The organism is Pseudomonas sp. X4, assembly GCF_040784925.1.
GTDB classification, from domain to species: domain Bacteria; phylum Pseudomonadota; class Gammaproteobacteria; order Pseudomonadales; family Pseudomonadaceae; genus Aquipseudomonas; species Aquipseudomonas putida_Z.
This window is the reverse complement of sequence record NZ_CP160798.1, coordinates 648,377-663,019: the sequence shown is the minus strand read 5'-3', so window position 1 is coordinate 663,019 and position 14,643 is coordinate 648,377. Positions and strand designations below refer to the sequence as shown.

The following is a 14,643-nucleotide window of genomic DNA, read 5'->3' as shown; positions in this document are numbered from 1 at the left end:
AGGAAAAGCGGTTCCTCACCGCCAGCGCAAATCAATGGGCTGGCTACATACTTACCTCGACCTGGCCGGGGCCGGTCACCCTGGCCTTGATCACTCGTTTGGAATTGAGGTTGCGCACCCGGATCTGTTCGCTCAGGCCACCCTTGCTCAGGGCTTCTCCGGGCATGCGCACACTCAGGCTGCCACTGCGGGCGATGATCACCACGTGGTCGCCCTTGCGCACCACCTCGGCCTGTTCCAGGTGTTGCGGGGTGAGTACCTGGTCGATCACCGTGGGGCGCAGCATCTTCATGCCCACCGCCTGCTCCAGTTCGGTCAAAAAACCTTGGCCCAGGGTGCCGACATCGCGCTCGCGCAGGGCCACGTCGCCTTCGCCCACCACGTTGTCGCGCTTGAGCGGCCGGGTCACCACCACCACTTCGCGGAACAGCCGCACGGTGGCCGGCACGAACACGGTCCAAGGCGCGGTGCCTTCGCAGCGTACCTTTACCGTGACGCGGCCCAGCGGCTGGGCCGGGCTTTCCAGCGAGGCGTCCAGCTGCTGGCTGCACAGTGGCATGCGCAGGCGCGGGTCCAGCGGGTTGACCTGGATCTCGTAACGGCCGGCGGTCTGGGTGGTTGCCAGATAATCTTCGACGCTGAATTCAAGAAACCCTTGAGTGACACCGATAAGCTGTTCAGGCAAGGTAAACGCGTCCGCTACCGTGCGAACGCCGGGCACCAGAAGGCACAGCATGGCCAGCGAGCCAGTCAGCAGGCGCGTCAATCGTCGGAAAAATGTCGTTTTCGTGTACATGGCGCTCAAAAAAGCAAAGCCCGTGCCGACTCGCTACCTGAGTTGCAACGAAAGGCTGAAACATAAAGGAGTCTGGCATGGCAGGTGTTATGGATTCGGTCAACCAGCGCACGCAGCTGGTGGGGCAGAATCGCCTGGAATTGCTGCTGTTCCGCCTCAATGGCGAGCAGCTTTACGGCATCAACGTATTCAAGGTCAGGGAAGTGCTGCAATGCCCTGCGCTGACCCTGCTGCCCAAGGCGCACCCGGTGGTGCGCGGTGTTGCCAATATTCGCGGGGCGACCATCCCGATCCTCGACCTGTCGATGGCCACCGGGTTGCGGCCGCTGCAGGAAGACACGCGCAACAGTTTCGTGATCATCACCGAGTACAACACCAAGACCCAAGGCTTCCTGGTGCACTCGGTGGAGCGCATCGTCAACATGAACTGGGAAGAAATCCATCCGCCACCCAAGGGCACCGGCCGCGACCACTACCTGACCGCGGTTACCCGGGTGGACAACCGCATGGTCGAGATCATCGATGTGGAGAAGGTGCTGGCCGAAGTGGCGCCGTCGTCCGAGTCGGTGTCGGCCGGGGTGATCGATGCCGAGGTGCAGGACAAGGCCGTGCTGCTGCGGGTGCTCACCGTCGACGATTCGTCGGTGGCGCGCAAGCAGGTCAGCCGTTGCCTGCAGACCGTGGGGGTCGAGGTGGTGGCGCTCAATGACGGCCGTCAGGCCCTAAACTACCTGCGCCAGTTGGTGGACGAGGGCAAGAAGCCGGAAGAAGAGTTCCTGATGATGATCTCGGACATTGAAATGCCGGAAATGGACGGCTATACGCTAACGGCGGAGATCCGCAGCGATCCGCGCATGCAAAAATTGCACATCTGCCTGCATACTTCGCTTTCCGGGGTGTTCAACCAGGCGATGGTCAAGAAGGTCGGTGCCGATGACTTCCTGGCCAAGTTCAAGCCGGACGACCTGGCCCAGCGGGTGGTCGACCGGATCAAGGCAACGCATTGAAGCCGCCGGGGGCAGGCCCCCGGCACCAGTGATTTAAAAGAGGCGGCAGTAGTGTCTACGGGTAATTTGGATTTCGAACAGTTCCGGGTCTTCCTGGAGAAAGCCTGTGGCATCCTGCTGGGCGAGAATAAGCAGTACCTGGTCTCCAGCCGTCTCAACAAGCTGATGGAGCAACAGGGCATCAAGAGCCTGGGCGAGCTGGTGCAGCGCATCCAGGCCCAGCCGCGTGGCGGCTTGCGCGAGCAGGTGGTCGATGCCATGACCACCAACGAGACCCTGTGGTTTCGCGATACCTACCCGTTCGAGGTGCTGAAGAACAAGGTCATCCCCGAGTTCATCCGCAACAACCCCGGCCAGCGCCTGCGCATGTGGTCGGCGGCCTGTTCGTCGGGGCAGGAGCCGTATTCCATCTCGATGGCCATCGACGAATTCGAGCGCAGCAACCTCGGCCAGTTGAAGATGGGCGCGCAGATCGTTGCCACCGACCTGTCTGGCACCATGCTGACCAACTGCAAGACCGGCGAGTACGACAGCCTGGCAATTGCCCGTGGCTTGTCCCAGGAGCGCCTGCAGCGCTACTTCGACACCAAGGGGCCGGGGCGTTGGGCGGTCAAGCCGGCGATTCGCAGCCGCGTCGAGTTCCGCTCGTTCAACCTGCTCGACAGCTATGCCAGCCTGGGCAAGTTCGATGTGGTGTTCTGCCGTAACGTGCTGATCTATTTCTCGGCGCAGGTGAAGAAGGACATCCTGTTGCGTATCCACAGTACCTTGAAGCCGGGTGGGTATCTGTTCCTCGGGGCTTCCGAGGCGCTGAACGGGCTGCCGGACCATTACCAAATGGTGCAGTGCAGCCCGGGGATCATCTACCAGGCGAAGTAACCAAGAGGGCCGGCAGCGAAAGTTGCCGGCCTTTTTGTTTGCCTGTGCCGGCCTCTTCGCGGGTAAACCCGCTCCCACAGGTACCGCACCGACTTTTAAAGCTGTGCAGAACCCTGTGGGAGCGGGTTTACCCGCGAAGAGGCCGGCGCAGGAGAAATGCTGACGTCAATTTTTTGTTTTGCCGCTTTTGCCGCCCGGCAATTGCCGCTTTCGCCGCTCAAGGCGGAAGGCCTTTGCCGCTTTTCTGGCATCACTCTGACAGCACCTTGCCCTGCAAGCCCGTATTTCCGGGCTTTCTGTTGGTTGGCACAGCCCTTGCTATACCTTGCCCAACGATATTCCGGTCAACCTCCGAAGGTTTCCCCGACATGAGCATCAGCTTCGACAAGGCGCTTGGTATTCACGAAAAGGCCCTGGGCTTCCGCGCCCAGCGCGCCGAAGTGCTGGCCAACAACATCGCCAACGCCGACACGCCCAACTACAAGGCGCGCGACATGGACTTCGCCTCGGTGCTCGCTGCCGAAAGCGACAAGCAGCAAAGTGGCGGCCGTTTCAGCCTCGATCGTACCAACAGCCGCCATATCGAGGCCGAGGGCCTGGCCATGGCCGACGATACCCTCAAGTACCGCACGCCAACGCAGCCGTCGATCGACCAGAACACCGTGGACGCGCAGATCGAGCAATCGAACTACACCGAAAACGCCGTCGGCTTCCAGGCCAGCTTCACCTTGCTCAACAGTAAATTCAAAGGGCTGGTTTCGGCCCTGCGGGGAGAATGACCATGTCCCTTTCCAGTGTCTTCAACATTGCCGGTAGCGGCATGAGTGCGCAGAACACGCGCCTGAACACCGTTGCTTCCAACATCGCCAACGCCGAGACCGTGTCCTCGAGCATCGACCAGACCTACCGCGCCCGCCACCCGGTGTTCGCCACCACCTTCCAGGACGCGCAGGCCGGCGGCAGCCAGTCGCTGTTCGAAGACCAGGGCGAGGCAGGGCAGGGTGTGCAGGTAAAAGGCATCGTCGAGGACCAGAGCAACCTGGAGGCCCGTTACGAGCCCAACCACCCGGCGGCGAACAAGGACGGCTACGTCTACTACCCGAACGTCAACGTGGTCGAGGAGATGGCTGACATGATCTCCGCCAGCCGCGCGTTCCAGACCAACGCCGAGTTGATGAATACGGCCAAGGCCATGATGCAGAAGGTCCTGACCCTCGGTCAGTGATAAGGAAACCAGACCATGGCAATCGATACCAACGGTGTGAACCTCAACGACGTGCTCGCGGCGTCGGGTGTAGGCACCAGCACCAAGAAGACCACGGACACCGCCTCCAAGACCGGCAACGACTCGCTCGGCAAGGACGCGTTCCTGCAATTGCTGGTCACCCAGATGCAACACCAGAACCCGCTGGACCCACAGGACAACGGTGAGTTCGTTGCCCAGTTGGCGCAGTTCAGCAGCCTGGAAGGCATTACCTCGCTGAACGAATCGGTCAACTCCATCACCAGCGCCATGGCCTCGTCCCAGGCCCTGCAGGCGTCGTCGCTGGTCGGGCGTTCGGTGGTGGTGCAGAACGACAAGGCCGTGGTCGACACCGCAGAAAGCTTCAATGCGCAGTTCGTCGTGCCGCAGGCCATCGGCGAAGCGAAGATCACCATCAAGGACAAGGACGGCAATACCGTCAAGACCATCGAGCTGGGCGAGCAGAAAGCCGGTTACGCCGATTTCATCTGGGACGGTACCAACAGCAGTGGCCAGAAAGTCGACCCTGGTACTTACACCTTCACTGCCACCACCACGGTGGATGGCAAGTCGGTGCAGATGAACACGCTGTTGCCAGCCAAGGTGACCAGCGTCAGTTTCAGTGCCGCCGGCGAAATGGTGCTCAACCTCGCCGGTGTTGGCAAAGTGTCCCTCTCCGACGTGCAAACCATCGGTATCTAAGGCCCGCTAGAGCGGCAAAAGGAGCGAATTCATGTCTTTCAATATCGGCCTTAGCGGTCTGTACGCAGCAAACAAGCAGCTGGATGTCACCGGCAACAACATCGCCAACGTCAACACCAACGGTTTCAAGTCGTCGCGTGCCGAGTTCGCCGATGTCTATGCAGGTTCCAACCGCCTGGGTGTTGGCAAGAACCAGGTGGGTAACGGCGTGCGCCTGGCAGCGGTTTCCCAGCAGTTCACCCAGGGTGACGTCAACACCACCGGCAACGTGCTGGACATGGGGATTCAGGGGCAGGGCTTCTTCGTGCTGTCCGATAACGGCTCGCGCGTGTACACCCGTGCGGGTGCTTTCCAGGCCAGCAAGGACAACTTCGTGGTTACCTCGGACGGCTTGCGCCTGCAGGGCTATGCCGCCGACTCGACTGGCAAGATCCAGAAGGGCGTGCTCACCGATCTGCAGATCGATACGTCGTCGCTGCAGCCAAAGGCAACATCGCTGATCGACCAGGGTATCAACCTGAATTCCTCGGCCGCCGACATCCCGTTGGAAGTGGATGATGGCACTGGCGTGATGGTGCCGAACCTGCCGTTCGATCCTTCCGATCAGACGACTTACACCAAGTCTTTCCCGACCAAGGTGTACGACAGCCAGGGTAACGAGCACACCATGGAGCAGTTCTATCGCAAGACTGGCACCAATGAGTGGACCATGTACACCCTGGTCGATGGGCGCAACCCGTTTTCCCCATCCTCCACCGTGCCGCTGACTGGCACCATCAGCTTCAACAGCGATGGCTCGGTCAAGAGCATGACTGCGGACAATACCGGCCACCCGGCGGGTTCGTCGTTCACCGTGACCAACAACACCTTCACCATGACTGGCTGGGTGCCGGCGGTGGAAGATTCTGCGGGTAACTGGATTTCCAATGGCGCGGTGGGCAATGCCGATGGCATGCGCCTGGCGATGAACAGCACTACCTCCTACAACACCGAGACCGCGCGGATGTCGCAGTCTCAGGACGGCTACGCGACCGGTATCCTGTCGAGCCTGAGCATCGACTCGACCGGTGTGCTGTTCGCCAGCTTCAGCAACCAGCAATCCCGTGCCATTGGCCAGGTGGCCCTGGCCAGCTTCGCCAACGAGCAGGGCCTGCAGCAGATTGGTGGTACCCGCTGGACCGAAACCTACACGTCCGGCATCCCGGGCATCGATGCGCCGAAGACAGGTACCCTGGGCAGCGTCGAGTCCAACGCGCTGGAAGGCTCGAACGTGAACCTGACGCAGGAGCTGGTAGAGCTGATCAAGGCGCAGAGCAACTACCAGGCGAACGCCAAGACTATCTCCACTGAAAGCACCATCATGCAGACCGTCATCCAGATGGCCTGATGGTCGCTGGCTGAGTGTATGTGGGCGAACCCCTTTGTCATGAAGGGGTTCGTCGTCTTTGCCGGAGGGGTCATGAAAAGGCTGGTTGTCACATTGGTCGCTGCTTTCTGCCTGTACCAGGCCCAGGCCGGTACCGCGCCCTGGTGGCGCTGGGAAAGCCAGGTGGATGGGCGCCTGGTCTGCTCGCAATGGCCGCCGGGGGATGGCTGGAAGAAGTTCGCCGGCCCCTACAGCAATGGTGGTTGCCGCGAGCCTTGAATAAACCTGTACTGGCCTTTTCGCGGGTGAACCCGCTCCCACAGGTTGGACTGCCCCCGAAAAGTTGGACAGTTTTAGCCAGTGGCCTGAGTCCTGTAGCTGACAGGGCTCAGACCATTGAGTTTCAGCCTGATGCGGTCATGGTTGTAGTAATGGATGTACTCCTCCAGGCCCGCCTTCAGCTGTTCGACGCTTTCAAAGCGCTTCAGGTAGAAGAACTCTGACTTCAGTGTGCCGAAGAAGCTTTCCATCGCTGCATTATCCAGACAATTGCCCTTGCGAGACATGCTCTGCTTCACACCGCGCGCTGCGAGCTTATGGCGGTATTGGGGCTGCTGGTAATGCCATCCCTGATCTGAGTGGATCACTAGCTTGGGCTTTTCACCCAACCCATCGAGCGCCTTTTCCAGCATGTTCCCAACCAAGCCATAGGTAGGCCGGCAAGCTGTTTCATAGGCGATGATCTCACCGTTGTACAAGTCCATCACGGGCGACAGGTAGAGCTTTTGTTGGGCCACTTTGAACTCAGTGACATCGGTCACCCACTTCTGGTTGGGGCGTTGCGCGACGAAATTACGCTCAAGCAAATTCATGGCCACCTTGCCGACAATGCCGCGATAGGATCGATACTTCTTCGGGCGTACAACGGACTGCAAACCAAGCTCAGCCATCAACCGTTCAATGACCTTCTTGTTGACCAAGGTCCCCTGATTCCTGATGGCAAGGGCAATGCGGCGGTAGCCATACAGCCCTTTCTCCTCGTGATAGACACGCTGCACCAATTCCTTGAGCGAGGCGTGCCTGTCCGGCTTTTGCTGGCACTTGACCTGGTAATAAAAGGTACTGCGTGCCAACCCCACCATCTGCAAGAGGTCAGGCAGCGGATATTTATGTCTGAATTTGCAGACGATCAGGGCTTTTTCGTCCGTGTTCGCTCCTTCTCCTCTCGCAGAGCCTTTAACTCCTTTAGGACATCATTCTCCATGCGCAGATACTCGAGCTCGCTCAACAACTGCTCACGAGATTTCTCTGCGTCATTGGTGTCTGTCGGCTTGATGGGCTTAATTTTCTTCGGCACGGCTGATTTTCTTTGTTTGGCGAGAGTGGCTACAGGACTGCCACTGTAGTGCTGCCGCAGCCAAATGCCTATCTGTGAGGACTGTCCAAGGTCAAAGTGCGCCGCTGTTTGGCGCAGGGACAGGCGATGCTCAAGCATGTACTTGAGCACCCGCCGCTTGAATTCCTCGGTGTAGCGGCGACCATGCGAGCGAGGGCTGAGGCTGGCATCGGCTTGGTAGCCAGCAACCCAGCGCCGAAGCAGGCTGAAATCGATGCCAAAGTGTTGTGCCACCTTGCGAAAGCCCCGGCTGCCCTCTAGGTAAGCGGTGATAGCCGTGAGCTTGAACTGCTCTGTGTATTTACCCATAGATCCCCCAAGGGTTGGATTGGTGTCCAACTTCTTGGGGGCAGTCCAGGTGCCGCGCTGTACCTGTGGGAGCGGGTTCACCCGCGAAGAGGCCGGTACAGGTTTGCCGCCATCGGCAACCAAGCGCCGGATAACCGGCGTCCAACATGCCGACTGCCCCCTCGAAAGCCCGTATCCACGGGCTTTTTCATGATTTCGCAAAGTTGGTTCGGAACTTGCTTTCTAGCTCGCATAGCAACGGCGAGCGGCAAACGACCGCCAGTGCAATGGAGGATGACTGTGGACAAGATGCTTTACGTGGCCATGACCGGTGCCAGCCAGAATGCGCTGGCGCAGAAGGCGCACGCCAACAACCTGGCGAACATTTCCACCAACGGTTTTCAGCGAGACCTGGAGCAGGCCCGCTCGATGCCGGTGTTCGGCGACAGCTTTCCGTCGCGCGCCTTTGCCATGACCGAGCGCCCGGCCACCGACTTCAGCGAAGGTCCGATGGTTGAAACCGGCCGCGATCTGGATGTGACGGTGACCGGCAAGGGCTTCATCGCCGTGCAGGCGCCCGATGGCAGTGAAGCCTACGTACGCACCGGCAGCCTGAACATCGATGCCCTCGGTGTGCTGCGTGCCGGCAACGGCATGCCGGTGATCGGCAACGGCGGCCCGATTGCGATTCCGCCAGAGCAAAAGGTCGAAGTCGGCGCCGATGGCACCATCAGCATCCGCTCCATGGGGGAAGACCCGCGCGTGATGGCCGAAGTCGACCGCATCAAGCTGGTCAACCCGGATACCAAAGGCCTGACCAAGGGCCTGGATGGCCTGATCCATACCCGCGACGGCCAACCGGCGGACGCCGACGTCAACGTGCGGGTGGTGTCGGGCTTCCTGGAAGGCAGCAATGTCAACGCCGTGGAAGAAATGACCTCGGTGCTGGCGCTGTCCCGTCAATTCGAACTGCACGTCAAGATGATGAACGCGGCCAAGGAAGGCGACGAAGCCATGGCGCGTGTTTTGCAAATCGGCTAATCACTTTTGAACGGGTGCCGTAAAACAGGCGCACGAGGAGAACTTACATGCTTCCGGCTCTTTGGGTCGCTAAAACCGGCCTGTCCGCCCAGGACACCAACCTGACGGTCATCTCCAACAACCTGGCCAACGTCTCGACCACCGGCTTCAAGCGTGATCGCGCCGAGTTCCAGGACCTGCTGTACCAGATCAAACGCCAGCCAGGCGCGCAGTCCACCCAGGACAGCGAGCTGCCTTCCGGCCTGCAGGTCGGTACTGGTGTGCGCATTGTCGGCACCCAGAAGAACTTCCAGACCGGCAGCCTGCAGACCACGGAAAACCCGCTGGACATGGCGGTCAACGGCCGTGGTTTCTTCCAGGTATTGCAGCCGGACGGCACCGTTTCGTACACCCGTGACGGTACCTTCCACCTGAACTCCGACGGCCAGATCGTCACCGCCAACGGCTTCGCGCTGGAGCCTGCCATCGTCGTGCCGAACGACGCGCAGACCTTCACCGTCGGCCAGGACGGCACCGTGTCGATCACCACCGCCGGCAACCCGGCTGCGCAGGTGATCGGCAACATCCAGACCGCCGACTTCATCAACCCGGCCGGCCTGCAGGCGATTGGCGACAACCTGTTCCTCGAAACCGCCGCCAGTGGCGCGCCGCAAGTCGGCACCCCGGGCCTGAACGGTTTCGGCACCACCCTGCAGCAGACCCTGGAAAACTCCAACGTCAGCACCGTGGAAGAGCTGGTGAACATGATCACCACCCAGCGTGCCTACGAGATGAACTCCAAGGTCATTTCCACCGCTGACCAGATGCTGTCGTTCGTTACTCAACAGCTCTGAAGCAGGCAGCTCTAACCCCGTCACTCCGTTGCACCCGTGAGGTAAGCGTCATGAATCGTCTGTTGTCCGTTTTCGCCCTGGGGGGGGCGGTGTTGCTGGCAGGTTGCGTCGCGCCGACGCCCAAGCCCAACGACCCGTACTACGCGCCGGTACTGCCGCGCACCCCGTTGCCGGCAGCGGCCAACAACGGTTCGATCTACCAGGCCGGCTTCGAGCAGAACCTGTACAGCGACCGCAAGGCGTTCCGGGTGGGTGACATCATCACCATCACCCTCAACGAGCGCACATCGGCCAGCAAGAACGCCGGCTCGCAGATCCAGAAAAACAGCAACGCCAACATCGGCCTGACATCGTTGTTCGGCACTACGCCGAACACCAACAACCCGTTCGGCAGCGGTGACCTGTCGCTGGAGGCCGGCTACAGCGGCGAGCGCGCCACCAAGGGCGACAGCAAGGCCACTCAGGGCAACACCCTGACCGGTTCCATCACCGTGACCGTGGCCGAAGTGTTGCCCAACGGCATCATCGCCGTGCGCGGCGAGAAGTGGCTGACCCTGAACACCGGCGAAGAGCTGGTGCGCATTGCCGGCATGATCCGCGCCGACGACATCGCCACCGACAACACCGTGCCGTCCACTCGCGTGGCCGACGCGCGCATCACCTATTCCGGTACCGGCTCGTTCGCCGATGCCAGCCAGCCCGGGTGGCTGGACCGCTTCTTCATCAGCCCGCTTTGGCCTTTCTGAGTACGGATGACCATGTTCAACGTGAGGCAGCTGATTGCCGCAACCCTGCTCCTGTCCTGTGCCTTCGGCGCCCAGGCCGAGCGCCTGAAGGACATCGCCAGCATTTCTGGCGTGCGCTCCAACCAGCTGATCGGTTACGGCCTGGTGGTGGGGCTCAATGGCACGGGTGACCAGACCACCCAGACGCCGTTCACCCTGCAGACCTTCAACAACATGCTGTCGCAGTTCGGCATCAAGGTGCCGGCCGGCTCCGGCAACGTGCAGTTGAAAAACGTTGCGGCAGTGTCGGTGCATGCCGACCTGCCGGCGTTCGCCAAGCCAGGCCAGGTGGTGGACATTACCGTGTCCTCGATCGGTAACTCCAAGAGCCTGCGCGGCGGCAGCCTGCTGATGACCCCGCTCAAGGGTATCGATGGCAACGTCTATGCCGTGGCCCAGGGTAACCTGGTGGTGGGCGGCTTCGATGCCGAGGGCCGTGACGGTTCGAAGATCACCGTCAACGTTCCGTCGGCCGGTCGTATCCCAGGCGGCGCTACCGTCGAGCGTGCAGTGCCGAGCGGCTTCAACCAGGGCAACAGCCTGACCCTGAACCTCAACCGCCCCGACTTCACCACTGCCAAGCGCATCGTCGACAAGGTCAACGACCTGCTCGGCCCGGGCGTGGCCCAGGCCGTGGACGGCGGTTCGGTACGGGTCACTGCGCCGATGGACCCGAGCCAGCGCGTGGACTACCTGTCGATCCTCGAGAACCTCGAGATCGACCCGGGCCAGGCAGTCGCCAAGGTCATCATCAACTCGCGCACCGGCACCATCGTCATTGGCCAGAACGTCAAGGTGTCGCCGGCCGCAGTGACCCACGGCAGCCTGACCGTGACCATTACCGAAGACCCGATCGTCAGCCAGCCGGGGCCGTTCTCCAATGGCCAGACCGCCGTGGTGCCGCGCTCGCGGGTGAACGCCGAGCAGGAAGCCAAGCCGATGTTCAAGTTCGGCCCGGGCACCACGCTGGATGAAATCGTCCGTGCGGTGAACCAGGTGGGCGCAGCGCCCAGCGACCTGATGGCTATCCTCGAAGCCCTGAAACAGGCCGGCGCCCTGCAGGCCGACCTGATCGTGATCTGAGGACGGCACGGATGAACAGCAAAAGCCTGGTTTCCGGCAGCGCCGACAGCGGCGCCTACACCGACCTCAACCGCCTGAGCTCGCTCAAGCATGGCGACCGCGACAGCGACGCCAACGTGCGCAAGGTGGCCCAGGAATTCGAGTCGCTGTTCATCAGCGAAATGCTCAAGGCCTCGCGCAAGGCTAGCGACGTGCTGGCCGATGACAACCCGATGAACACCGAAACGGTGAAGCAGTACCGCGACATGTACGACCAGCAGCTGGCCGTGAGCATGTCCCGCGAAGGCGGCGGTATCGGGCTGCAGGACGTACTGGTGCGCCAGCTGTCGAAGAACAAGGGCACACCGGCCAACACCAGCCCGTTTCCGCGTATCGAGGGCAATGCCCCGACGCTGTGGGGCAACAAGGTGGCCGAGCCCGTGCATGCCGCGCAGTCGACCGCCACCCGCAACGACGTCGCCGCGCTCAATTCGCGACGCCTGGCGCTGCCGAGCAAGCTCACCGACCGCCTGGTGGCCGGCATCTTGCCGTCGGCGGCCAGCACCAATACCGCAGCCGTGCCGGCCCGTGACGGCCAGCAAGTGGCCAAGGCCTTCGCCGTGCCGGACAACGGCCTGCGCATCCTCGGGCGCGCCGTGGCCCAGCCACCGCTGGCACCGAAAAAAGCCTTTGCCGACAGCGACGAGTTCGTCGCCACCATGCTGCCGATGGCCGAGCAGGCAGCCAAGCGCATCGGTATCGACCCGCGCTATCTGGTGGCGCAGGCCGCACTGGAAACCGGCTGGGGCAAGTCGGTCATGCGCAACACCGATGGCAGCAGCAGCCACAACCTGTTCGGCATCAAGGCAACCGGCAACTGGGAAGGCGGCGAGGCGCGGGCGATCACCAGCGAGTTCCGCGATGGCCAGTTCGTCAAGGAGACGGCGGCGTTCCGTTCCTACGATTCCTACCAGGACAGCTTCCACGACCTGGTCAGCCTGCTGCAGAACAATTCGCGCTATCAAGATGCGGTGAAGGCCGCCGATAAACCAGAACAGTTCGTGCAAGAGTTGCAAAAGGCCGGGTACGCCACCGACCCGAATTACGCCAGCAAGATCTCGCAGATCGCAAGACAGATGAAGTCGTACGAGCACTACGCAATGCTCGGTACCGCAACGAAACTTTAAGGGCATGGAACCATGGCGAGTCTGATCAACATTGGTATGTCGGGGCTTGGCGCCGCGCAATCGGGGATGTACACCCTCGGTAACAACATCGCCAACGCCGATGTCGAAAGCTACTCGCGCCAGCAGAACGTGCAGAAGACCAAGGGCGGGCAGCAAGTCGGCCAGGTGTTCATCGGCAGCGGTACTACCCTGGCGGATGTGCGCCGGGTCTATAACGCGTTCCTCGAGAACCAGCTGCGCAGCACCACCTCGCTGAGCAGCGATGCCACCTCGTACCTGAACCAGATCACGCCGCTGGATACCGCCCTGTCGAGCAGCGACACCGGTATCACCGCTGCACTGAAAAGCTTCTTCAGCGCCATGCAGGATGCCGCGGCCAAGCCGACCGAGGACGCCTCGCGCCAACTGCTGCTGACCAGCGCGCAGTCCCTGGCCAAGCGCTTCAACACCCTGTCGGCGCAGTTGAACCAGCAGAACAGCGATATCAATGCCAACATGGCGTCGATCGCTGACAAGGTCAACGCGCTGACCAAGTCGATTGCCGACCTCAACGGCCAGATCTCCAAGATGACGGCCGTCAATGGCCAGCCCAACGACCTGCTCGACCAGCGCGACGGCGCGGTGCGCGAGTTGTCGGCGCTGATCGGTGCCGACGTTGTAGAGCAGAAGAACGGCAACTACGACATCTACCTGAAGAACGGCCAGGCCCTGGTGCTGGGCAACACCACCCAGACCATCGGCGTGCAGCCGAGCGCCACCGACCCGACCCGCATGAGCCTGATCCTCAATCGCGGCTCGACCAAGATGGACATCACCAGCACCACGACCGGTGGTGAGCTCGGCGGCCTGATCCGCTACCGCAAGGATACCCTCGACCCGGCGCTCAACGAGCTCGGTCGCGTGGCCTTGGTAGTAGCCGATGCGATCAACAGCCAGCTGGCCCAGGGCATCGACAAGAACGGTGACTTCGGTGCCACCCTGTTCGGCGATATCAACAGCGCCGCGGCCATCAGCCAGCGCAGTGTCGCCAAGACCGGCAACAGCGCCGGCTCCGGTAACCTCGATGTGACCATCAAGGACACCGGCAAGCTCAGCACCAGCGATTACCAGGTGACCTTCACCAGCGCCACTGGCTACAGCGTGCGCAAGTTGCCGGAAGGCACCGACATGGGCAGTTTCGACCTCACCGACACGCCGCCTCCGGTGATCGACGGGTTCACCCTGTCACTCAATGGTGGCGGCCTGAGTGCTGGCGACAGCTTCAAGATCACCCCGACCCGCAATGCGGCCGCCGGCATCGACACTGTCCTGACCGACCCGAAGCGTTTGGCCTTGGCTTCGCCACTGACCGCCACCAGCGGATCGGGCAACAAAGGTACCGGCGTCATCACCCAGCCGACGCTGACCTCGGAGATGGACATCTACGATGCCGCCCAGCGTTCGCAATTGCAGGCTGGCTTGAAGTATTCGACCCCGGTCAAGCTGGTGTTCGGCGATGACACCAGTTCGCCCCAGGCCTACAAGATGTACGACGCCAAGGGTACCGAGATCGGCAGCGGCACCATCGTGCCGGGCCAGGAGAACAAGTTGCAGCTGTCGGTGCCGATGGTCGATGGCAGCGGCAATTCGCTGGGCGGCAATTTCACCTTCGAGATGAGCGTTTCCGGCGCGCCGAAGAACGGCGACAGCTATACCGTGGGGCTGACCGGCGCAGGTTCGGCAGACAACCGCAACGCCTTGTCGGTGATCGACCTGCAGACCAAGTCCACGGTCGAGGTTGGCGCCAACGGCAAGGGCATCAGCTTCACCGATGCCTACGCCAAGCTGGTATCCAACGTTGGCGGCAAGGCCGGCCAAGCGCAGATGGACAGCGATGCCACCACTGCCTTGCATGCCTCGGCAGTGGAAAGCCGTAACGGCCTTTCGGGTGTGTCGATCGATGAAGAGACCGGCAACCTGGTCAAGTTCCAGCAGTACTACACCGCGTCGTCGCAGATCATCAAGGCGGCCCAGGAAACCTTCGCCACCCTGATCAACAGTCTTTAAGGAGCCGTAGAT

At 61.5% G+C, this 14,643-nt stretch carries 15 protein-coding genes; 13 read left to right on the top strand and 2 right to left on the bottom strand.

Annotated elements, in window-relative coordinates; translation table 11 throughout:
• Positions 1-43: 43 nt before the first annotated feature.
• Positions 44-796 (bottom strand): flagellar basal body P-ring formation chaperone FlgA, encoded by a 753-nt coding sequence (gene flgA, locus ABX298_RS02870; protein ID WP_075045946.1) that lies wholly within the window; start codon positions 794-796, stop codon positions 44-46.
• 77 nt (positions 797-873) lie between these two features.
• Between flgA and ABX298_RS02865 the strand changes: the two genes are divergently transcribed.
• From ABX298_RS02865 to ABX298_RS02835, 7 genes are all read left to right on the top strand, one after another.
• The gene (locus ABX298_RS02865; protein WP_039612677.1) at positions 874-1,803 is read left to right on the top strand and encodes a chemotaxis protein CheV; all 930 of its coding nucleotides are present in this window, start codon (positions 874-876) and stop codon (positions 1,801-1,803) included.
• A gap of 51 nt (positions 1,804-1,854) precedes the next feature.
• Positions 1,855-2,682, top strand: a complete 828-nt coding sequence (gene cheR / locus ABX298_RS02860; RefSeq protein ID WP_015271244.1) for a protein-glutamate O-methyltransferase CheR — start codon at positions 1,855-1,857, stop codon at positions 2,680-2,682.
• 368 nt (positions 2,683-3,050) lie between these two features.
• On the top strand, positions 3,051-3,461 hold the full coding sequence (gene flgB / locus ABX298_RS02855) for a flagellar basal body rod protein FlgB (RefSeq protein WP_015271243.1): 411 nt from the start codon (positions 3,051-3,053) through the stop codon (positions 3,459-3,461).
• 2 nt (positions 3,462-3,463) lie between these two features.
• Positions 3,464-3,907 carry a flagellar basal body rod protein FlgC gene (gene flgC / locus ABX298_RS02850; protein WP_003257260.1) on the top strand — a complete coding sequence of 148 codons (444 nt, stop codon included), beginning with the start codon at positions 3,464-3,466 and terminating at the stop codon, positions 3,905-3,907.
• A 15-nt stretch (positions 3,908-3,922) separates the two neighbouring features.
• Positions 3,923-4,627, top strand: a complete 705-nt coding sequence (gene flgD / locus ABX298_RS02845; RefSeq protein WP_075045943.1) for a flagellar hook assembly protein FlgD — start codon at positions 3,923-3,925, stop codon at positions 4,625-4,627.
• A gap of 31 nt (positions 4,628-4,658) precedes the next feature.
• Entirely contained in the window at positions 4,659-6,014 is a 1,356-nt protein-coding gene (gene flgE, locus ABX298_RS02840) for a flagellar hook protein FlgE (protein WP_075045942.1), read from the top strand.
• Positions 6,015-6,086: 72 nt separating this feature from the next.
• A complete protein-coding gene (locus ABX298_RS02835; protein WP_039612679.1) occupies positions 6,087-6,272 on the top strand; it encodes a hypothetical protein in 186 nt (61 codons plus the stop codon).
• 74 nt (positions 6,273-6,346) lie between these two features.
• Here ABX298_RS02835 and ABX298_RS02830 read toward each other — a convergent pair.
• A protein-coding gene (locus tag ABX298_RS02830) for an IS3 family transposase (RefSeq protein WP_237140941.1) occupies positions 6,347-7,698 on the bottom strand; the annotation gives its coding sequence in 2 pieces (ribosomal slippage) (positions 6,347-7,221 and positions 7,221-7,698; 1,353 coding nt in all).
• Positions 7,699-7,977: 279 nt separating this feature from the next.
• On the opposite strand from ABX298_RS02830, the gene ABX298_RS02825 reads away from it, so the two are divergent.
• The 6 genes from ABX298_RS02825 to flgK are packed head-to-tail and all read left to right on the top strand — an operon-like array spanning position 7,978 to position 14,631.
• Positions 7,978-8,718 carry a flagellar basal body rod protein FlgF gene (locus tag ABX298_RS02825; RefSeq protein ID WP_015271240.1) on the top strand — a complete coding sequence of 247 codons (741 nt, stop codon included), beginning with the start codon at positions 7,978-7,980 and terminating at the stop codon, positions 8,716-8,718.
• 47 nt (positions 8,719-8,765) lie between these two features.
• A complete protein-coding gene (gene flgG, locus ABX298_RS02820) occupies positions 8,766-9,551 on the top strand; it encodes a flagellar basal-body rod protein FlgG (protein WP_015271239.1) in 786 nt (261 codons plus the stop codon).
• 50 nt (positions 9,552-9,601) lie between these two features.
• The gene (flgH, locus tag ABX298_RS02815) at positions 9,602-10,297 is read left to right on the top strand and encodes a flagellar basal body L-ring protein FlgH (RefSeq protein WP_015271238.1); all 696 of its coding nucleotides are present in this window, start codon (positions 9,602-9,604) and stop codon (positions 10,295-10,297) included.
• Between the two features lie 6 nt (positions 10,298-10,303).
• Positions 10,304-11,419 (top strand): flagellar basal body P-ring protein FlgI, encoded by a 1,116-nt coding sequence (locus ABX298_RS02810; protein WP_013973619.1) that lies wholly within the window; start codon positions 10,304-10,306, stop codon positions 11,417-11,419.
• An 11-nt stretch (positions 11,420-11,430) separates the two neighbouring features.
• Complete coding sequence (flgJ, locus tag ABX298_RS02805; protein WP_367394060.1) at positions 11,431-12,585, top strand: flagellar assembly peptidoglycan hydrolase FlgJ; 1,155 nt, start codon at positions 11,431-11,433, stop codon at positions 12,583-12,585.
• Between the two features lie 12 nt (positions 12,586-12,597).
• On the top strand, positions 12,598-14,631 hold the full coding sequence (gene flgK, locus ABX298_RS02800; protein WP_085589049.1) for a flagellar hook-associated protein FlgK: 2,034 nt from the start codon (positions 12,598-12,600) through the stop codon (positions 14,629-14,631).
• Positions 14,632-14,643 lie beyond the last annotated feature (12 nt).